At 50.3% G+C, this 20,013-nt stretch carries 16 protein-coding genes; 3 read left to right on the forward strand and 13 right to left on the reverse strand.

Translation table 11 applies throughout. The annotated features are described in order from the left end of the window. Nucleotides 1-5: 5 nt before the first annotated feature. From wcaE to OH663_RS09915, 8 genes are all read right to left on the reverse strand, one after another. Nucleotides 6-752 carry a colanic acid biosynthesis glycosyltransferase WcaE gene (wcaE, locus tag OH663_RS09880; protein WP_200012718.1) on the reverse strand — a complete coding sequence of 249 codons (747 nt, stop codon included), beginning with the start codon at nucleotides 750-752 and terminating at the stop codon, nucleotides 6-8. A gap of 5 nt (nucleotides 753-757) precedes the next feature. After that, nucleotides 758-1,975, reverse strand: a complete 1,218-nt coding sequence (gene wcaD / locus OH663_RS09885) for a colanic acid polymerase WcaD (RefSeq protein ID WP_200012720.1) — start codon at nucleotides 1,973-1,975, stop codon at nucleotides 758-760. Next, complete coding sequence (gene wcaC, locus OH663_RS09890) at nucleotides 1,950-3,167, reverse strand: colanic acid biosynthesis glycosyltransferase WcaC (protein ID WP_200012722.1); 1,218 nt, start codon at nucleotides 3,165-3,167, stop codon at nucleotides 1,950-1,952. The genes wcaD and wcaC overlap by 26 nt, the downstream gene beginning before the upstream one ends. Continuing rightward, entirely contained in the window at nucleotides 3,164-3,652 is a 489-nt protein-coding gene (gene wcaB, locus OH663_RS09895) for a colanic acid biosynthesis acetyltransferase WcaB (protein WP_045444710.1), read from the reverse strand. Before wcaB ends, wcaC begins: the two co-directional genes overlap by 4 nt. Nucleotides 3,653-3,654: 2 nt before the next feature. After that, nucleotides 3,655-4,497 (reverse strand): colanic acid biosynthesis glycosyltransferase WcaA, encoded by an 843-nt coding sequence (wcaA, locus tag OH663_RS09900; protein WP_045444713.1) that lies wholly within the window; start codon nucleotides 4,495-4,497, stop codon nucleotides 3,655-3,657. A gap of 76 nt (nucleotides 4,498-4,573) precedes the next feature. Then, a complete protein-coding gene (gene wzc, locus OH663_RS09905; RefSeq protein WP_200012731.1) occupies nucleotides 4,574-6,736 on the reverse strand; it encodes a tyrosine-protein kinase Wzc in 2,163 nt (720 codons plus the stop codon). Then, the gene (wzb, locus tag OH663_RS09910; RefSeq protein WP_045444719.1) at nucleotides 6,733-7,182 is read right to left on the reverse strand and encodes a low molecular weight protein-tyrosine-phosphatase Wzb; all 450 of its coding nucleotides are present in this window, start codon (nucleotides 7,180-7,182) and stop codon (nucleotides 6,733-6,735) included. The genes wzc and wzb overlap by 4 nt, the downstream gene beginning before the upstream one ends. A gap of 5 nt (nucleotides 7,183-7,187) precedes the next feature. Then, nucleotides 7,188-8,327 (reverse strand): polysaccharide export protein, encoded by a 1,140-nt coding sequence (locus OH663_RS09915; RefSeq protein WP_045444723.1) that lies wholly within the window; start codon nucleotides 8,325-8,327, stop codon nucleotides 7,188-7,190. Nucleotides 8,328-8,980: 653 nt separating this feature from the next. On the opposite strand from OH663_RS09915, the gene OH663_RS09920 reads away from it, so the two are divergent. After that, on the forward strand, nucleotides 8,981-10,567 hold the full coding sequence (locus tag OH663_RS09920; RefSeq protein ID WP_045444726.1) for a TerC family protein: 1,587 nt from the start codon (nucleotides 8,981-8,983) through the stop codon (nucleotides 10,565-10,567). 54 nt (nucleotides 10,568-10,621) lie between these two features. On the opposite strand, the gene asmA is transcribed toward OH663_RS09920, so the two are convergent. From asmA to udk, 3 genes are all read right to left on the reverse strand, one after another. Continuing rightward, nucleotides 10,622-12,475 (reverse strand): outer membrane assembly protein AsmA, encoded by a 1,854-nt coding sequence (gene asmA, locus OH663_RS09925; protein WP_200012733.1) that lies wholly within the window; start codon nucleotides 12,473-12,475, stop codon nucleotides 10,622-10,624. A gap of 26 nt (nucleotides 12,476-12,501) precedes the next feature. Continuing rightward, a complete protein-coding gene (gene dcd, locus OH663_RS09930; RefSeq protein WP_045444731.1) occupies nucleotides 12,502-13,083 on the reverse strand; it encodes a dCTP deaminase in 582 nt (193 codons plus the stop codon). Nucleotides 13,084-13,174: 91 nt separating this feature from the next. Continuing rightward, complete coding sequence (gene udk, locus OH663_RS09935) at nucleotides 13,175-13,816, reverse strand: uridine kinase (protein ID WP_003036776.1); 642 nt, start codon at nucleotides 13,814-13,816, stop codon at nucleotides 13,175-13,177. Between the two features lie 316 nt (nucleotides 13,817-14,132). Between udk and OH663_RS09940 the strand changes: the two genes are divergently transcribed. Then, nucleotides 14,133-17,462: a diguanylate cyclase gene (locus OH663_RS09940; protein WP_263525718.1), complete on the forward strand. Its 3,330-nt coding sequence runs from the start codon at nucleotides 14,133-14,135 to the stop codon at nucleotides 17,460-17,462. On the opposite strand, the gene alkA is transcribed toward OH663_RS09940, so the two are convergent. Then, complete coding sequence (alkA, locus tag OH663_RS09945) at nucleotides 17,430-18,299, reverse strand: DNA-3-methyladenine glycosylase 2 (RefSeq protein ID WP_045449689.1); 870 nt, start codon at nucleotides 18,297-18,299, stop codon at nucleotides 17,430-17,432. The two genes, OH663_RS09940 and alkA, sit on opposite strands and share 33 nt — an antisense overlap. 136 nt (nucleotides 18,300-18,435) lie before the next feature. Between alkA and yegD the strand changes: the two genes are divergently transcribed. Next, nucleotides 18,436-19,788, forward strand: a complete 1,353-nt coding sequence (gene yegD, locus OH663_RS09950) for a molecular chaperone (protein ID WP_045444738.1) — start codon at nucleotides 18,436-18,438, stop codon at nucleotides 19,786-19,788. A 99-nt stretch (nucleotides 19,789-19,887) separates the two neighbouring features. On the opposite strand, the gene OH663_RS09955 is transcribed toward yegD, so the two are convergent. Next, nucleotides 19,888-19,947 carry a type I toxin-antitoxin system Ibs family toxin gene (locus OH663_RS09955; RefSeq protein ID WP_136345439.1) on the reverse strand — a complete coding sequence of 20 codons (60 nt, stop codon included), beginning with the start codon at nucleotides 19,945-19,947 and terminating at the stop codon, nucleotides 19,888-19,890. Between the last annotated feature and the right edge of the window lie 66 nt (nucleotides 19,948-20,013).

The following is a 20,013-nucleotide window of genomic DNA, read 5'->3' on the forward strand; positions in this document are numbered from 1 at the left end:
TGCCCCTACGTTTTACCATATAAGGTTTTTGTCTTACCGGTTGTTCGCAGGCGTAAACACCAGGAAAGCTCAGCCCAAAAACCTGGCATCCGTAATATCTGTCGCTGCACTTTTTTTGCATCCCGGCATAATTCCAGATTATTCGTAGTAGACACACCGCCCATAGAGAACTCTGACACCAGTCCGGTGATTTTTTTAAAAGAAAATCCGCACTTATATAATTTGGCAGCCAATGCATAATCTGAGGATATTTTATATTGCAAGTCATAACGCCAGACATTCAATCCGCTAACCGGAAAAAAAATCGCCTGATGGCTGGCCGGTAAGCTGTGATAGATATACCAGCCTGGTTTAGCCCGGCGTTTAATTTTATTACCATCACCGAAATCCAGTAACGCATCACCGATAACCATCGCGTTATCACTTTGCGCTTTCAGCTGACGAACAAACTTTGCGGCATCTGCATGTAGAACATCCCCGGAGTTAAGGAACAAAGCGAACCGCCCGCGCGCCAGCGCAATACCTTTATTCATCGCATCATAAATACCGTTATCCGGCTCGCTGACAAAGCGTAACCTGTGCTCTCCGTTAAGATCCTCAAGATACGCTGACGTACCGTCAGTGGAGCCACCATCAACGACAATCCACTCAAAGCTGATATCTCCCGCCTGCGCCAGGTGAGACAGTGACGCGTGAGTTTTGATAACCCCTTCCAAATTGCGAAAGGCGACGGTGATAATACTGAGCAGCATGTAAATTACCTCGCGATATTCAGCGCCTTGCGCAAAATAAACGGACACACAATTAAAAAAGCGTATTCCGGACTAAATACTGAACCGGTGAAAAACAACGACAATGGCGTAAAAAGATAAAGCTGCACCCGATAATTCTGATTATCGCCAAACGCATTCAGCATCATTTTCATGACTGTCCCCATATACCAGAGGGCTAATATCACGGCAAACCATGAAAAATAGATAATCAACAAATACAAACCATTGTCTATCGTTTTACCTACATCCGCACCGTTAAAAATTCCGAATGACGCAACATACTCATAAAGTGAGCCGAATCTGACTACGCCATCAATATTCAGCAGAGAATAACCAACCATTACCAATGGGCCGACGATACGATAATACGATGACGAACCTTCTGTACCTAAATCTCCCAGGCGCGTCGAGATGTATGGAAATGCAAATACCACTCCAATCAGAAACACGCTCAGTGAGATAATCGCCAACGGTAACTTCTTTTTTATCGCATCTTTATTCAAATACTGGAACACCCACTCCAGTAAATAAAACAAGATAAATGCCATCACCCCCGAAAACGATCCTGATAATATTACCCCTAACAGAATCATAGCATCGGACTTAGGCGTTTTGATACCAAACTGTTTGATACTGAGCCAAATTGAGATTAAGGCCAGAGCGAAAAATGCCGGTTCGAAATAGAGTGCGGTAGTACGTTTGCCACCAAACTTAATAAAGTTCAGAACATAACTATTGCTGTAAATAAGATATTTCGAAATAACTTCCATTACGCTACTGCTACCGCTCAGAATAATCTGTGTCATTTCAATCGCAGCAAGCCCCACCACCAGCCCTACTACCAGCCAAAAGGAACGTAAAATTTTCCGATAGTTATGCGGCGAAATCGTTTTGAACCGAATACTCCACACCATACCAATGATGATCACGGTATACACAAAAAGCATCGCGGAGGTGACATATTTGCTGGCATCCAGAGACTGACCGAACAGATAGTTAAATGCTGTCAGTCCTCCACCGACACCGAGCGCAATCAGCAACTTTTTGATATTGATGCGTTCAATAAACAGCAACAACAGAACCGGTAAAAAAGTGACGATCGTGACGGGAAAACTTTCTCCCAGTTGTGCAAGTTTGACATTAACCAGCAGATACAACAGCGGTAACATCAGGTAGCTACAGATTCTGATAGAACGAGACATATTCCTCCAGCATCTGTTGCCCGCTGTATGCAGCCCGACTACGCTGGCTAAACGTCGCAAGCGAAGTAGCGAATACAGCCTGAGCTATTTCTGACTTATTCAGTTGTACCAGTCGCAGGACATCAGCGTCGCTGAACGTTTTTCCTCCCGATTTAGCCAGCACTTCCTGCGCTGCCTCGCTATGCGTGGCGATCACCGGCACACCGATAGATAGCGCTTCGCATAAAATCAACGGATAGTTATCAACCCGGGAACTGAATACCAACCCATCCATTTGATTAAGAGCACTCATTAACTTGCCCTTATCGGTTTCAAATCCGTGATTGGTTACGTTCACCCCGGTAAACGGCGAAAACTTACCGAAGGTATGTAGCTCTATCTTGTCGCCCAGCGCGACCATCTGGCGCACCAGTTGCTGGTTCGTTTTACCGTCATAGCGCAAGTCGTGAGCCACTACTGCAATTTTCGGCCTACTGTGATGTTCCATTGCCTGTGGCAGGTCAGAGAGAATGGCTTCCGTTGCAATATCAATCCCGTTATTTATAATGCGGCAACGTCCTGCGCCGTACAGGTGGTTAAACGCATCGGCTACATGCTGACTGGGAGAGATGAACTGGCAGCCTAACGCCAGCATGGCGCGAAACATCTGTCGTTTGCCGGGCAGTTGTTGGTGCGCCTTATCGACTTTTACTGGGGGATAGTTGGTCAGCGTTGGGCATTTCTGACAGTCAGTTTTCCAGCCCTCACAGCCGTCGGTAAAGGCACAGCGACCGGTGACACTCCAGTGATCATGTAATGTCCAGACGAAGGTGATATCGGGTTTATGCAACTTCACCTTTTGGCAAAACGCCACTACCTCTTCCAGATTCAGCCAGTAGCTGTGCAGCACATGAAAATGCAGCACCAATGGACCAGATGTACGGGTAACTGTGCGGTACAAATTATCGAGATTGCCAAACAGGTCGCGGTTAGCCAAACGAAACAGCGCAATATTCGCCGCCGACGTCAGACGTGGCGTGTGCTTAATCACGTGTGGATAGTTGTCGTGGCTGATACTTCTCTTGCCGCCTTTGCCATAACCATACACAAAACGCGACGACAACCCTTTATCCAGCGCGCGCAGGTGCAGATCCAAAGCTACCCCTGCTGCCCCTCCTTCTGCGAGTCGGACATTAAACTGTAATATATTCATTTCGTTGCCTTAACCCGTGCTTTTTCACCCACCACCAGCGCGTCGTCAGGAACGTCATCAAGTACAACGCTGCCTGCGCCAATCGTCACGTTATGACCAATGGTGATAGCGCCAAGCAGAATGACATTAGCCCCCAGCTCAACACCGTTACCAATCACCGGGCAGGCCATATCTTTTGCACCAACATTACCGATGGTAACGCCGTGGCGAAGGGTAAAATCGTCACCTGCCACTACATGTTTGTTGATAACTACCCCATAGCCATGATGGATGGTAAAACGACGACCGATAGTTGCTGCTGCCTGAATTTCATAGCCAAATACACATTCAGTGATAAGGCGATACATCACCAATATCGGTGCTGCCCACAAGTTGTTCAGCACGTTTTTTTTACGCCACACGGAGCAAAAATGAGCAATCCGATACGCCCCTACCATGCAGCAGGGACGCAGGCTCCAGCCGTTCGCTCGTAAATCTTCCAGCATATTTAACGCCCTCTCAGCCCGGCGGCCAGACGCTTGCTGTTACGCACTGAAAGTAACGTCAACAACGTGCGCCAGTTCATTCGTTTGTTACGGATCTGATAGAGAGTAAACAGCTGATACTTTTTGCTGGCCCGGTCAAATTTGCCTTTGTGCTTGCGGTAGAACTGGAAGTAACCGGAGAATTTTCGTGGTGATGATGTAATACGCATCTCGCCGTGATTAACATGCAGAATTTGCGTTGCCTCTTTTACCTTCCAGGGCTCGCCATACGCCACCACCATACGCAGGAAAATGTCGTAATCCTGTGCGGCTTTCAACGTTGTATCGAACAGGCACGCTTTAAAGCGCCAGGCCCAGGTAAAGACCTGATTACCAATAATGTTGCGCTTATAGAATTTACGTCGCGAGTACACGGACTTTGGGTAGAGCGGCAGACTGGCTGGCTGCGAATAGACCTCGCCTTCACAGATATAATCATCGGCATAGAGAAACGCACGAGTCACCAGTTGATGACGATATTTAAGGAAGACGCTCAAACGGTTTGGCGTCCACTCGTCGTCGTCATCAATCCCCGTAATGTATTGTCCGCTGGCCTGCATAATGGCCTGATTGCGTACCGCGCATGCCCCGGAGTTAATGGCATTATGAATATAGGTAACACGTGGATCGTTCAGCTCATCGACAAACTGCTGCAACTGCTCCCAGGACGAAGAGCAATCATCCACAATGATCATCTCCCAGTGTGGATAGTCCTGGCGCAGCACCGATTTAATTGCCCGGATAGCCAGTTGCTGACGGTTCCAGGTCGGCATATAAATTGAAATTAGCGGGTTGTCTGTTGTCATTCTCATTCCCCAGATCGAGATACGTTTGTCGGCCAGATAAAGCGCGTTTATGCCACCTACCGGCACCGTTCATTACTTACTTCGAATCCGACATGTACTCATATTCGTAGTAGCCGTAATCCTGGTATCCACTGGCGCGACGGAAGATAGAGTTGAGGATCACCCCTTTCACCTGAATGCCGTTTTGTTCAAAGCGGCTCAGGCTGGTTTCGACTTCTTTCAGGGTGTTGACGGCATAACGGGCGACCATCAGCGTAGTGCCGGCATGACGTCCCGCAATCGCCGCATCGGTCACTGCCAGTATTGGCGGGGTATCGATGAGCACCAGATCATAGTTCGAGCTTGCCCAGGCCATCAGTTCGCCAAAGCGTTCACTCATCAGAAGTTCTGAAGGATTCGGTGGAACCTGTCCGCGCGGGACCAGATCAAAATTCGCGATTGAGGTTGGTTTTGCACAGGACGAGATGTCACCCTTACCAATGAGGAGATCGGACAGACCATTGACGTTATTGGTCCCGAGCAGTTCGTGCGTATAGCCTTTGCGCATATCGCAGTCGATCAGCAGAACGCGTTTGTGGGTCTGACTAATGACCGCCGCCAGGTTGGCGCAGACAAACGTTTTCCCAATTGACGGGCTGACCCCGGTAAGCATCAGCACATTGTTGCGCGCCTGCATCATGGCAAAATGCAGGCTGGTACGCAGGCTGCGTACTGCTTCTATCGCCAGGTCGGTCGTATTCCCCACCGCCAACAGCTGACTTTGTTTGTAACGCTTAACACCTTTAATGGTTTTGACGCTATCACGTGCTTTTTGCCACTCAGAAAGAGGAATACTGGCATATACACTGATACCGTTCTCTTCCAACACCTGAGGATTCTCGATCCCACGATTAAACAGAGAACGCAGCAGAACGCCAACAACTGAAAGCATCAGGCCAAGGATAATGCTACCGAGAATTATCAGCGCGGTTTTCGGTTTCAGTACGCCAGGCTGAGCAATGGCGGGGTCAACAATACGAACATCACCTACCGTACTGGCTTCGGTTATCTTCAGCTCCTGCTGTTTGTTCAGTAACTGCATATAAACCTGCTGACCAGACTCAACATCGCGGGTCAGGCGGACAATTTCCTGCTGCGTTTTCGGCATTGCGGTCACGCGCCCGTTCAGTTTGCTTTTCTCATCTTCCAGCGCCTGGCGTTTTTCCAGCAGCGTGCGATACGCCGGGTGCGCTTTGGTGAACAGTTTGGAAATTTCAGCTTCTTTGAACGTCAGTTCATTCAGCTGAGCATCAATATTCACCATCGAATCCAGTACCGCTTTCGCCTCCAGCGGAAGATCTACTGAGTCCTTATCCTGGCGAAACGCATTCAGTTTATTTTCCGCAACATCCAGGTGGTTACGCACCTCGGGCAGTTGCTTTGCCAGAAACGCCAGGCTTTTGGCCGCCTCTTCAGATTTACGCGCCACGTTTTGTTCCAGGTAGTTACGGGTAATACTGTCGAGGATCTGGCGGATCTGCTCCCGGTCTTCACCGGTAAATGTCAGGCTCAATACGCCGGTGTCTTTCCCGGTTTCAGTGACGCTCAGGTTATTTTGAAGGGTATTGATCATCCCAAGCGTGGAAAATTTACTGATGGTGAATTCGCTGTCGGGACTGGCATGAATTGCCTGGACCTGCATCGTAACCCCATCGTGGTTTAACAACTTTCCGACCTGCCCCCGGGCGCTAAAACCCCCGTCGCTCGTCAGTTGGTAACTTTTGGCATTCAGCACGGTCAGCGTAAAGATCTGTTCATTCATCGGCTTTGGAAAAGTGAATGTCGTCACTTTGACCGTTTCGTCCTGGCGGCCCATGAGTCGCTCCCAGCCCGCACCGAAAATGGGAAACGTATTTTTGGTGACGGCGATATCCAAATCGAGATCGTCCACCGTTTTACCCAATACCAGTCGCGACTGGATAAGCTGGATTTCGGCTTCAGAAGCCGGGGGCTTGTTCGATAACGCTGAACCAATATCCTGAACCAGCGAGTTACCGGTATTTTGCTCAATTTGCACCAGAGCATCAGCACTGTAGATAGGGGTGGCAAACAAGGTGTAGATCGCAGCACACAGCGCAAAAGCAGTGGTTATGCCAAGCACCCACCAACGCGCTTCTATAACCGTCCCCACCAGGCGACCGATATCGATTTCATCGTTGCCTGTTACCGGCGTGGCAGACTGTTTTATTTTTTCCGTCATTGTTTATCCTGCTCCGCGTTCAGCGCCTTAGCCCATTGGCGGGCAGACCGTTCAAGTAATGCGTATACCGAGTCAAATGCTTCGTGGCTTTTGCGATAGGGATCGGGGATTTCACGCTCACCGTCCCAGTGACCAAAAAGCATCACTTTGCCCCGCATCTCCGGCACCATTTCACACAGCGCTGTAATGTGGCGCTTTTCCATGGTCAGGATCAGGTCATACTCCCGACACATTCGCCCCGAAATTTGACGCGCGCTATGATTTGCAAGAGACAGGTCGTGTGTCTGAGCCACGCTAATGGCTTTGGGATCCGCACCTTTGCCGACCAACGCGCCCAGGCCCGCGGAAGAGACCGTCAACGCCGGATGAAATTGCCTTAACAACCGTTCTGCCGTTGGGGAGCGGCAAATGTTCCCCACGCAAACGACTAATATCTTGTTAAACATGGCGATTACCAGTTGTGAAGGTCGCTGGCCGTATCCGTCATGTAACGAACACCGCTGATAGTCGGCAGCAACTGATTGATCAAACGGTTCCAGCGAGAAACCGGCGCGGTCGTGACATACACCACGTCGTATGGCTGAAGTCGGAAAGAGGTCGCCATCACCAGAGAGGTCGCATCTGACATATCCAGTTGGTAGATATTGGCAATTTTGCCGCTGCGTTCGCCCTCGCCTTTTAACGGTCGAATGACGAAGATACCGCTGGCATTGGAGGTGGTCAGGTCGATACCTTCCGCATTTCCCAGCGCTTCGGTAAGCGTCATCCCGCTGAAGTCCATTTTGAGGGTGCTCTGTTTTTTCACTTCCCCCATCACGAAGACTTTCAGATCGTCATTACGTGGGACAAACAGAATGTCGCCAGGATAGAGCAGACGGTTCTGGCTCAGATCGCCATTTTGCATCAGCGCCTGCAGGGAAATACGTTGCTCCTGTCCACTATGGGTGAGCACAACGTTACGCCAGTCTGCCGCCTCGGTCAGTCCACCGGCGGCGTTAATCGCATCAAGGATAGTTAACGGAACGTTGGTGATGGCCTGCTGGCCGGATTTATTAACCTGCCCGGAGACATACGCCTTCTGCGAGCGGAAAGCAGCGATATTAACGTCCACCTGCGGGTCAGCAATGTACTTCGCCAGGCGCCCGGTAATATCACTACGAATTTCTGCCAACGTTTTCCCAACAACGCTCACTTTACCAATGTAGGGATAAAACATGGTGCCATCAGGTTGAACCCAGTTGCCGGTATCACTTGAGCTTCGGTATTGCCCCGCTGGCGTTGTGAGTTCTGGATGATCCCAGACGGTCACATTTAGTACATCACCTGCGCCGACCCGATACTGGTACCCCGAAATCTCCTGGTCCAGCGACATATTGGGTTGTGCAACATTCGGTCGTGGACGTAATTGCTCTACCAGTCGAGGGGTTAGTGGATAAACATTCACCATCCGATTGATATCAAAATCAGCATCCTGCTGTTTGATCACATCTTTACCCATCGTAGACATATTGCTGCCCGGAAGTACGGTACAACCGTTGATCAAGATTACCGATACCAATACTGGTATTAATCTAAGTTTGGATTTCATCATTGATTATTTATCACTTTGGCAGAGTAATTATCACGTGCATTCTAAATAGCGTCTTCACCTGTGCCATTTACATTGCCGTTAATTAAACGAAAATATAATCGGCATCAGTCCTAAAAAAATGAATTCGTCAGCAGTCTGTTGACAGATTAATTCAGGCTTATCATCAGGCGACCAGGCACGCTACCGCCCCTGGCTTCTTTAGCTACCAATGCACTGATTAATTTATATTTTTCTCGCCCCTCTATTTTCATCACTTTCATAGCAACAATGCAGCAGAAATAGCACTGCGGGGTGATATAGTAATATTTCTCTTTTGGTGATTACGGAAAGAATTGTTACAGCTAACGGTGTTACAGGCAAGAAAACAGCTCGTCGTCTCCTTGCTTTTAAGATTAATATTAAGGACGCATAATTTATATTTTTAGGATTTTATTGATATTGACATTATCACTCTGCAATTACGTAACCTGCGATATTTCTTAAATATGTTAATATTTATAAAACTATATCCTGTAGTAAATTTAAGGTTATTATCTCGTGTCACTCCAGATATAAACGGCAGAGAAATCCCTTATCGCCATTGCATTTTCCGTCGGCTTTATCCATGATCGAATTGTGACAATTGTCATACAACTATGGGTATAGCTTTTACTATGGAATGGATTGCCGATCCGTCGATCTGGGCCGGACTCGTCACGCTAATCGTGATAGAACTTGTTCTTGGCATTGATAACCTCGTTTTTATTGCCATCCTCGCGGAAAAACTGCCACCTGGCCAGCGGGACAAGGCGCGTATTACCGGACTATTGCTCGCGATGGTCATGCGCCTGTTGCTGCTGGCGTCAATATCCTGGCTGGTGACGCTAACCACGCCACTATTTAGCATCCGGGATCTGAGCTTCAGTGCACGTGACCTGATTATGCTATTCGGGGGATTCTTCCTGCTGTTCAAAGCCACAATGGAGCTTAACGAGCGACTGGAAGGAAAAGACAGCGATAACCCCACCCAGCGTAAAGGCGCTAAGTTCTGGGGAGTCGTGGCGCAAATTGTGGTACTGGATGCCATTTTCTCTCTGGACTCAGTGATCACCGCCGTGGGGATGGTCGATCACCTGGCGGTTATGATGGCGGCTGTCATTATTGCTATTAGCCTGATGGTGCTGGCCAGCAAGTCGTTGACCCGTTTTGTAAACAGCCATCCAACCATCGTCATCCTGTGCCTTAGCTTCCTGCTGATGATCGGTTTCAGCCTGGTCGCAGAAGGGTTTGGCTTCCATATTCCGAAAGGCTATCTGTACGCCGCTATCGGGTTCTCGGTCATGATAGAAGCGCTGAACCAGTTAGCTATCTTTAACCGCCGTCGTTTCCTGTCAGCCAACCATACTTTGCGCCAGCGTACTGCCGAGGCGGTTATGCGCCTGCTAAGTGGACAAAAAGAAGACGCCGAACTGGATGCAGAAACCTCTGCTATGCTGGCGGATCATCACGACGGCCAGATTTTTGCCCCGCAGGAGCGCCGGATGATCGAGCGCGTACTGAACCTGAATCAGCGTACCGTCAGCAGCATCATGACTTCACGTCATGATATTGAGCATATCGATCTCAATGCACCTGAAACAGAAATCCGCGCGTTACTGGAGAAAAACCAGCATACGCGCCTGGTTGTGACCGGAGAAGACGAGCAGGAAGATCTGCTTGGCGTGGTGCATGTGATTGACCTTCTGCAACAATCGCTACGTGGCGAGCAACTCGACTTACGCGTCCTGATCCGCCAGCCGTTGGTATTCCCGGAGACACTGCCGTTGCTTCCGGCGCTGGAGCAGTTCCGTAACGCCCGGACGCACTTTGCTTTTGTGGCTGATGAGTTTGGTTCGGTTGAAGGGATCGTGACACTGAGTGACGTAATGGAAACCATCGCCGGTAACTTGCCTAATGAAGTGGAAGAGATCGACGCCCGACATGATATTCAGAAGAACGCCGATGGGTCATGGACAGCTAACGGACATATGCCACTGGAGGACCTGGTGCAATACGTTCCTATTCCACTGGACGATAAACGTGAGTATCACACGATTGCCGGGCTGTTAATGGAGTATTTGCAACGCATTCCAAAAACCGGGGAGGAAGTTCAGGTTGGTGATTACCTGCTGAAAACCTTGCAGGTAGAAAACCATCGAGTGCAAAAAGTACAGTTAATACCGTTGCACAATAATGAAGAAGAGATGGATTACGAAGTGTAGGTAACGTGTTGTAAGTCGGACAAGACGTTAAGACATCTTGTCCGACAATACAAATCAGAGTTTATCGAGCAGCTTTTTAACGTCCTTGCCGTTGCGGGAGTCTTTATTGCGATCGGCCCAGTCATTCAACCGGCGTTTCGCTTCATCCTGCATGTGCTTACGCAGAAGCTGGTCTACCTGCAGGTTGTAGTTTAAAGCCTGCCACTTACCGTAGACCCTAAGCGGAATAGGAGTGGCTTTCAGGAAATCAATCAGTTTGCTTTCCCCATTCCAGCCACCCAGCACGCGTACGTTAAACTGTGTATCACAGTTCTGTTCAACCAGATCTAACGTGCCTTTACCTGAAAGTGCCAGCATCGCGGACTGCCCTTCCATGTCGTCCAGCATAACCTTGCCGTTATTCAGCGTCAGATCGGTAACAAAACGATCCAGCCGGGTGACATTGTCCAGATCTTGCTGCGATGTTACATCACCGCCGCTGCGCTCAACCGCCTGCTGCACCAGTTGCTGGAAGTTCATCCCTTCCATACGCGTGTCGCTCATCTCGACGCTGGCCTGCCCCTGCCAGTTGTGACGAAATGCCTGAGCGTCAATATCTGAACCTGAAAAATCGCCAGTCAGCGACAGCTTGCCCGTCAGCGCAATCGGATAGTCAAAGGCTTTGAGGATAGTCCCAATTTCTACATTTTCCAGACGTGGATGAAACACCGCTCGCGGCTGAGTCTTTCTGGCATCCAGCGTACCGGGAAGTGAGATAATCCCACCATTGCTTTTTCCCTGTAACTCATCAATGTTCAGCAATCCGGAGTCGTTAGATATCTTCGCGGAAACATTATCAAAGGCCATTTTCCGCCAGAGAACCTTGTCCGCCTGCAATGTAATATCCGCAGAAAACCCCTTCAGTCCTTGATAAGATACGGCATCAACCTGCGAGGCGATGACCGGTCGAGCCAGCGTCGATTGACTCTGTCCCTGTTGCGCCCCACCGTTTGTTACAGCAGCGGCATCCTGTTGCACAATCAGGTTGTCGAGATTGAGCTGACCAAATCGCAGGTCGACCGACCATTCCGGCTTATCCGCCAGCGCGACCATAGCCTGCCCGGTCAGAGAGCTGTCATTAGCCGTCATCTTAATCTGGCTAAATGCGAGCTGTTTTTTATCTTCCTGCCATTGAGCCTGAAGCTGCCCCTGGCCGCGAATCCCCTGCTGCGGCAGGTCGGCGCCCTGTAACTGCCAGCTAAGCTGCTCAATATTAGCCGCGAGATTGTGCGGATAATCAGAAGCATCTACGGTGCCGCTAAGGGATAACGCAAGATCACGCTGATCGCGGTTCACGCGTCCGGTGAAGTCGAACGTACCGCGATGCTGGGCATCCTGTTCCATATTCAGGTGAATGTCACGAACCGTAATCTGTTCATCGTCTTCATGCTGAAATACCAGAACGCTGTCAGCAACCCGCAGACGAGCGATATCAAACGACCATCCGCGATCGTCTGCCAGATCAGGAAACGTATTATCTTTCGGAGCTACGGGCGCATCTTCTCCGCGCACCGCTTCGGTTTGTGGGGTCAGTTGGATCACAGCACCTTTGAGCATCACCTGCTTAACATCGAGCTGATGGCTCAGTAACGGCCACAACGCCACATCAAGACGCATATTGTCGGCACGTACCAGCGGTTCGCTGGCACCCTCAGCCGTTAACACCATGCGCCCGGAGAGGATGCTTAGCTGAGGCCATACATGCCAGCGCAAAGGACCATCCAACTGCAACTGATATCCGCTACGCGCAGCAACCTGCTTTACCATGTACGCGCGGAAATCATTCGGATTAACCAACAGTACTAACGCGGAAAAACCGGCCACCAGCACGACCAGAAGAATCATCAGCGTCGTCAGAAATCGTCTCATGCTATCCCCAATGGACTGACAAATACTCAGTCTTTATCAATCCGGCTGGCTACAGCGCCCTGCTGGTCGCGATATTTCGCATCCTGACGACGATTGTAAGGTCGCGCAGCCGGACCGGAAAGCGGCTCAAAACTCAGCGCGCCAATCGGCATGCCGGGGCGTAGGGCCAACGGTAATTTCCCGGAGTTGTAAAATTCCAGAACAATGCAACCCGACCAGCCCGGATCGATGCGGTGTGCAGTAACGTGTACCATCAGACCCAGACGCGCCAGTGACGAACGTCCGTCTAACCAACCAACGAGATCGGATGGCAGCGTAACGGACTCCAGAGTGACAGCCAGTGCTAATTCACCCGGATGCAGGAAAAACGCCTCACCATCATCGAGAACGATTTCATCACTCATCACGCGATCCAGCGCGGCACTGACTTCATCCTTCGGTCCGCTCAAATCAATATACGGTGCCGTATGACCGCGGAACGTACGAAATTTGTTTCCAAGGCGCACATCTACCGTTGCGCCATTGATTCGCTCGACAGGAGGGCGTGGATTGATCGACAGACGACCTTCATCCAACCAGGCTTCAATATCTCGGTCACATAAACGCATGGCACTTTCTCCTTTCGTGCTTCAACCCCTTAACACCAGACGTGCTAAGGGTGAACCAGGTTATCACTGAACGGTACACAATTCGCTGAACTTATTCAAAGAACTGACTGATTTTCGCCTTCAGAATATCAATTGCGATGCGGTTTTTACCCCCACGCGGCACGATGATATCGGCGTATTGTTTTGAAGGTTCAATAAATTGCAGGAACATCGGACGGACGGTTTTTTGGTATTGCGCCATCACCGAATCCATGGAGCGGCCTCGCTCATTCACGTCCCGTTTGATACGACGCATCAGGCAAATGTCCAGTGGTGTATCAACAAAAATAGAGAAGTTCATCTCGTCACGCAAACGTGCATCCGTCAGCAGCAGAATGCCTTCCAGGATAATCACTTTCTTTGGTTCAATATGAATGGTGTCTTGCGTACGCGTGTGCTCAACATAGCTGTAAACGGGTAATTCAATCGCCGACCCGCGTTTAAGCGTTTGAAGATGCTGAAACAGCAGGCTGTGATCCATCGCGTTCGGATGATCGTAATTCGTTTTTACACGTTCTTCCATCGACAGATGGCTTTGATCTTTGTAATAACTGTCTTCGGGAATAACGCCAATATGTTCGTCACCCACTTGTTCGCGCAATTCGCGATAAAGAGTACTGGCAATAAGACTCTTGCCGGAAGCCGATGCGCCGGCAATGCCGATAATGACGCACTGATGAGACTGATCAGTCATAAATTTAGCGACCTGATTAACCTGGATGTAAGGAAGGGCGGCGTCGAAACGCCAAACGCGGCAATTATAGGGATTTCATTGGCGCGATGCCAGCCCAGGCTGCACCAATGCTGTCCCTGTCGCAAATTAAAATGGTCAGTTTTAAAGCAGGCACGCCATTTATTCTCCCGCCTTATGAATTAATAGCTTGGGAGTGTTAATTTATGAGCAGCTGGCGTATAAATTGTAAATTGTTTGTACTAGCATAATCTCAGATTAAACAGTACGCGCCCGGCATCTCCTCCAGGGCGACATCAGCTATTTGGGTAGAGTGGTAATGAGTAAACAATCCCAACATGTTTTAGTTACCTTACCTCATCCTCTACTGCGCCTGGCCAGTTTAGGTCTGGTGGCTTTTGTCTTTACGCTGTTCTCGCTGGAGCTATCACGCTTCGGAACGCAGCTGGCACCGCTTTGGTTCCCCACCTCTATCATGATGGTGGCATTTTACCGTCATGCGGGACGAATGTGGCCCGGGATTGCACTGGCTTGCTCCTTCGGTAGCATCGGTGCGTCTTTGCTATTTTTCCCTGGCGAGTCACTTAATTTTACCTACACGGCCATCAATATTATTGAGGCAATCACTGGCGCAATGTTATTGCGCAAACTGTTACCCTGGTACAATCCATTACAAAATCTTAATGACTGGTCACGCCTGGCATTCGGTAGCGCCGTCGTCCCGCCGCTGGTTGGCGGCGTTTTAATGTGGCTGCTCCTCCCAGGCGAAACATCGCTAAATACGTTTCTCATTTGGGTTCTGTCAGAATCCATCGGCGCCCTCGCGCTGGTCCCATTAGGTTTGCTGTTTAAGCCTCATTATCTGCTGCGCCATCGCGATCCCCGTTTACTGTTTGAGACTCTCATCACCCTGCTGGTGACCTTAACATTAAGCTGGCTCTCCATGATGTACGTTCCATGGCCGTTTACCTGCGTTATCGTTCTGCTGATGTGGAGCGCCGTTCGTCTACCACGTATGGAGGCGTTTTTGATTTTCCTGAGCACAGTCATGATGGTTTCGCTGATGCTCGCCGCTAACCCATCGCTGCTCTACACACCAAAAACGCACATTATGACGAGCATACCGTGGCTGCCGTTTTTAATGATTCTGTTGCCTGCCAACATGATGACCATGGTGATGTACGCATTCCGGGCTGAACGAAAACACATCTCTGAAAGCGAATCACGCTTCCGTAATGCTATGGAATACTCGGCGATAGGCATGGCACTGGTCGGTACTGAAGGACAATGGCTTCAGGCAAATAAAGCCCTGTGCCAGTTTCTTGGCTATAGCCAGGATGAGCTGAGAGCGTTGACATTCCAGCAGTTGACATGGCCGGAAGATTTGAACAATGACCTGGAACAGTTGAATATGCTGTCTCGTGGGGAAATCAATAGTTACTCCATGGAGAAACGCTATTACACTCGCGCAGGCGAAGTTGTCTGGGCGTTGCTGGCCGTTTCGTTGGTTCGCCATAGTGATAACACCCCACTCTACTTTATTGCGCAGGTTGAGGACATCAACGACCTGAAGCACACGGAGTGGATAAATAAACGACTGATGGAACGTATTACGCTGGCAAATGAGGCGGGCGGCATTGGTATCTGGGAATGGGATCTGCAGCCTGACGTGATCAGTTGGGATAAACGCATGTTCGATCTCTATGAAGTTCCTGCGCATATCAAACCAACCTGGCAAGTCTGGTACAACTGCGTCGTTCCTGAAGATCGTGAGTACGCCGAAAATGTGATTCGCGATTCGCTTGCGGCGCGGATCCCTTTCAAGCTCGAATACCGTATCGCGGTAAAAGACGGCGTGCGCCATATTCGCTCGCTGGCTAATCGGGTGCTGAACAAAGACGGTGAAGTTGAACGCTTACTCGGCATTAATCTGGATATGACCGAAGTGAAGCAACTGCATGAAGAGCTTTATCAGGAAAAAGAGCGTTTGCATATTACGCTCGATTCCATCGGCGAAGCAGTGATTTGTATTGACGTTAATATGAACGTCACCTTTATGAATCCAGTTGCCGAGAAAATGAGCGGCTGGCAGCAGGAAAGCGCAATAGGTATTCCATTGCTGACAGTGCTACGCATCACCTTTGGTGAAAACGGTCCGCTCATGGAAAACATCTACAGTGCCGACATGTCACGTTCGGCAATAGAGCAAGAGGTGGTCCTGCATTGTCGTAACGGCAGTAGTTACGATATTCAGTACAGCATCACCCCGCTCAGCACTCTTGACGTCGGTAGTATTGGTTCCGTACTGGTGATTCAGGACGTCACTGAGTCACGTAAAATGTTACGTCAACTCAGCTACAGCGCCTCGCATGATGACCTGACCAATCTTGCCAACAGAGTCAGTTTCGAGAACCATCTGAAACAATTACTGTACACCGTACAGGACTCACACCAGCGTCATGTACTGGTCTTTATCGATCTGGATCGTTTTAAAGCGGTGAACGATAGCGCTGGACACGCCGCAGGCGATGCCCTGCTGCGCGAGTTGTCTTCACTGATGCTCAGTATGCTGCGCTCCAGCGACGTACTGGCACGTCTTGGCGGCGATGAGTTCGGTCTGTTACTACCGGATTGCAATATTGAAAGCGCACGCTTCATCTCGGGCCGTATCATTAGCGCCATCAACGATTATCACTTTATGTGGGAAGGCCGCTTACATCGTATTGGTGCCAGTGCAGGGATCACGCTGATTGATGAAAAAAACCATGTCGCGACCGAGGTCATGTCTCAGGCAGATATTGCCTGCTACGCAGCGAAAAACAGTGGTCGTGGGCGAGTATGCGTGTACGAGCCAGAGCAGAGTCAAACGCATGGTACACGAGGGCTGCTCTTGCCAGATGAACAGAAACAGATTATTACCCACAACCCGATACTCATGGTTGCCAGGGGTGTCGCATCCCCGCGCATTCCTGAGACATTTAGCTTCTGGCTTCTCTCACTACGTCTATGGAATAACGACGGCGAAGTCATCGAAGAACAGACCTTCCGCGCCGGTCTGGCAGATCCCATACTCAATCATGCGCTCGATCGGCGGGTATTTAATGAGTTTTTCTCTCATTCCGCCTCAGCTGTCGCCAGCAAAGGACTCAGTATTGCCCTGCCGCTTTCCGCCGCCGGACTGCTAAATTCGGAGATTGTGGATGAACTGTTGGAGCATCTGGAACAGAGTTCGCTGCCGCCACGGTTACTGCATCTGACCATCCCGGTGGGAGTGATGAATACGCATCCTACGCAGGCCGTATCAGCAATCCATCGCCTACGTCATGCAGGCTGTCGTATTATTTTAAGTCAGGCAGGTCGGGACTTAGAGGTCTTTGACAACCTCAAGTATCACGTAGCCGATTACCTTTTGCTCGACAGCGAACTAAGCGCCAGCGCTCACGGTAATCTGATGGATGAAATGTGGGTTTCCATTATACAGAGCCATGCACAGCGTCTTGATATCAAAACCATCGCTGGCCCGGTACAAATGCCACTTATCATGGATGCGCTTTCTGGCATCGGTATCGATATGATTTATGGCGATATCATTGCCGATGCCCAACCGCTGGATCTGTTACTCAACACCAGCAACTTTGCTATCAACTGACGGTTGCCAGCCTTCTGTATACCAGATATGCAACAGCGCATAGGAACGCCATGGCTTCCAGCGCTCTGCATATCGCCGGATTTGCGCAGGTGTCATGCCTGGAAAACGCTGTTTAATCAGGTAGTCATCTGGCAAAAAAATATCCTTCGCCTGCCATCCGCGCAGAGCAAAGTAGTTGGCAGTCCAGCGCCCAATTCCTGGAAAAGTTTGTAGATGCTTCACGCCTTGTTCAATATCAGACGGGGCAACAGATGCAAGCGTACCCTCCAGCGCGGACCGGGCCAGGTGGATCAACGCTTCAGCACGTTTCAGCGGCATACCTAACGCTTTCAGATGCAACGGATCGGCCGAGGCCAGCGCTTCAGGGAGGGGGAAACATACATATTCTGGAGCGTCTTCAAGTGTATCACCGTAGGCATGGGCAACTTTCGCCGTCAATTTTGCTGCCATCGTCACACTCACCAGTTGTCCTAAAATTGCCCGACCCCCCTGTTCGAAGGCATCGACCGATCCTGGTAGCCGCAGCCCAGGGCGAGCAGCCCCCAGATTACCCAATGCGCTGACAATATGTTGGGGACGGCAGGTAAGATCGAACAATCGCTCGATTTTCGCCAGACACTCGGAGGCCACGGGTTGTAACCCTGGACTCAACGTAATCTGCAGCAGGTTGGCTTCCGGATCAGGGGTGACGCTCACCAGGCCGCGATGCTCACCGATGGCCAGGCTTCTTTCATAATACAACTCCCCGACGGTTTCTACGCCATCCACCGCACGTGCGGCAAGAAACCCTAACATCCAGGGCCAGTCATAGGGTGGGTGCCAGCTCAGCGTTAACATCTGGTTTTCCTTTTTATTCAAACCTACAGCATAAACGGTATCCGAACGATGTGCCTTGCTTTCATATTCCAGTTGTCTGGACGGCAACATTTCGCTAAAGTCACGCCCCTTCTTCACTGGCATGGGGATTTTTACGGTGTTTATTGGTTTTGACTACGGTACGGCAAACTGTTCAGTGGCTGTAATGCGTGACGGGCAACCACAATTGCTCAAAATGGAAAATAACAGCACGCTACTCCCCTCTATGCTTTGCGCTCCAACGCGCGAAGCAGTAAGTGAATGGCTGTATCGCCATCATGATGTGCCAACAACAGATGACGAAACGCAGGCTCTGCTGCGTCGCGCGATGCGCTATAACCGCGAAGAAGACATTGATGTTAACGCCAACAGCGTGCAGTTTGGTCTGGCGTCGCTGGGTCAGTATATTGAGGATCCGGAAGAGGTTTACTTCGTTAAATCGCCTAAATCTTTTCTGGGTGCCAGCGGCCTGAAGCCACAGCAGGTTGCCCTGTTTGAAGATTTAGTCTGCGCAATGATGCTGCACATCCGCAACCAGGCGCAAAACCAGCTACCCGAAACCATCACCCAGGCTGTAATTGGTCGTCCGATAAACTTTCAGGGGTTAGGCGGTGATGACGCCAACACTCAGGCCCAGGGCATTCTTGAGCGCGCGGCAAAACGTGCTGGTTTCAAGGATGTGGTCTTTCAGTACGAACCAGTAGCAGCGGGTCTGGATTACGAAGCTACATTGCAAGAAGAAAAGCGCGTACTGGTTGTGGATATCGGCGGCGGTACCACTGACTGCTCGTTACTGCTGATGGGACCACAATGGCACCACCGAGCCGATCGTGAAAACAGTTTGCTGGGGCACAGCGGATGCCGCGTAGGCGGTAACGACCTGGACATTGCGCTGGCATTTAAACATCTGATGCCGTTGCTCGGCATGGGTGGAGAAACAGAAAAGGGCATCGCTTTACCCATTCTTCCGTGGTGGAACGCGGTCGCGATCAACGATGTTCCCGCACAAAGTGATTTCTATAGTACCGCCAACGGACGGTTGTTAAACGATCTGATCCGCGATGCTCGCGAAGCTGACAAAGTGGCCCTGCTGCTTAAAGTCTGGCGCGAGCGCCTGAGCTATCGCCTGGTGCGCTGCGCAGAAGAGAGCAAGATTGCGCTGTCGGGCCAGACAAACATCACTACAGCACTCCCGTTTATCAGCGATGCACTGGCAACAGCTATCAGCCAGCAGGGGCTGGAAACGGCGCTGAATCAGCCCCTGGCGCGTATTCTGGAACAGGTACAACTGGCCCTGGATAATGCACAGGAAAAACCGGATGTCATTTATCTGACCGGCGGTAGTGCCCGTTCACCGTTGATTAAAAAAGCCCTTGCAGAACAGCTCCCGGGGATCCCGATCGCCGGTGGTGATGATTTTGGCTCTGTCACCGCGGGACTGGCTCGCTGGGCGGAAGTGGTTTTCCGCTAAGTGGCTCGCAGGCTGAAAAGCACGCGTATTGACATCATCACTACTGTGGCTTATTTTCAGGAGTGAGGGTTAGGGAAGGTTTCCCTTCCACCTGGAGTCTTAGTAAGCCGGTAAGCTAATCACTAAGAGTATCACCAGTATGATGACGTGCTTCATCATAACCCTTTCCTTATTTTGGCCCCTTCCTCGGGAGGGGCTTTCCCGTTCCAGCGTCCCGCTGAAATC

Origin of the sequence: Citrobacter sp. Marseille-Q5395 (assembly GCF_947057495.1) — a bacterium.
Taxonomy (GTDB): Bacteria; Pseudomonadota; Gammaproteobacteria; order Enterobacterales; family Enterobacteriaceae; genus Citrobacter; species Citrobacter murliniae.

Excerpts from the sequence above, each read along its gene's own strand:
- alkA (WP_045449689.1), bottom strand. The coding sequence starts at position 18,299 with ATGTTAACGCTGAGCTGGCACCCACCCTATGACTGGCCCTGGATGTTA.
- wzc (WP_200012731.1), bottom strand. The coding sequence starts at position 6,736 with ATGACGGAAAAAATAAAACAGTCTGCCACGCCGGTAACAGGCAACGAT.
- OH663_RS09940 (WP_263525718.1), top strand. The coding sequence starts at position 14,133 with ATGAGTAAACAATCCCAACATGTTTTAGTTACCTTACCTCATCCTCTA.
- udk (WP_003036776.1), bottom strand. The coding sequence starts at position 13,816 with ATGACTGATCAGTCTCATCAGTGCGTCATTATCGGCATTGCCGGCGCA.
- wcaE (WP_200012718.1), bottom strand. The coding sequence starts at position 752 with ATGCTGCTCAGTATTATCACCGTCGCCTTTCGCAATTTGGAAGGGGTT.
- dcd (WP_045444731.1), bottom strand. The coding sequence starts at position 13,083 with ATGCGTTTATGTGACCGAGATATTGAAGCCTGGTTGGATGAAGGTCGT.
- asmA (WP_200012733.1), bottom strand. The coding sequence starts at position 12,475 with ATGAGACGATTTCTGACGACGCTGATGATTCTTCTGGTCGTGCTGGTG.
- wzb (WP_045444719.1), bottom strand. The coding sequence starts at position 7,182 with ATGTTTAACAAGATATTAGTCGTTTGCGTGGGGAACATTTGCCGCTCC.
- wcaD (WP_200012720.1), bottom strand. The coding sequence starts at position 1,975 with ATGTCTCGTTCTATCAGAATCTGTAGCTACCTGATGTTACCGCTGTTG.
- wcaB (WP_045444710.1), bottom strand. The coding sequence starts at position 3,652 with ATGCTGGAAGATTTACGAGCGAACGGCTGGAGCCTGCGTCCCTGCTGC.
- OH663_RS09915 (WP_045444723.1), bottom strand. The coding sequence starts at position 8,327 with ATGATGAAATCCAAACTTAGATTAATACCAGTATTGGTATCGGTAATC.
- wcaA (WP_045444713.1), bottom strand. The coding sequence starts at position 4,497 with ATGACAACAGACAACCCGCTAATTTCAATTTATATGCCGACCTGGAAC.
- OH663_RS09920 (WP_045444726.1), top strand. The coding sequence starts at position 8,981 with ATGGAATGGATTGCCGATCCGTCGATCTGGGCCGGACTCGTCACGCTA.
- wcaC (WP_200012722.1), bottom strand. The coding sequence starts at position 3,167 with ATGAATATATTACAGTTTAATGTCCGACTCGCAGAAGGAGGGGCAGCA.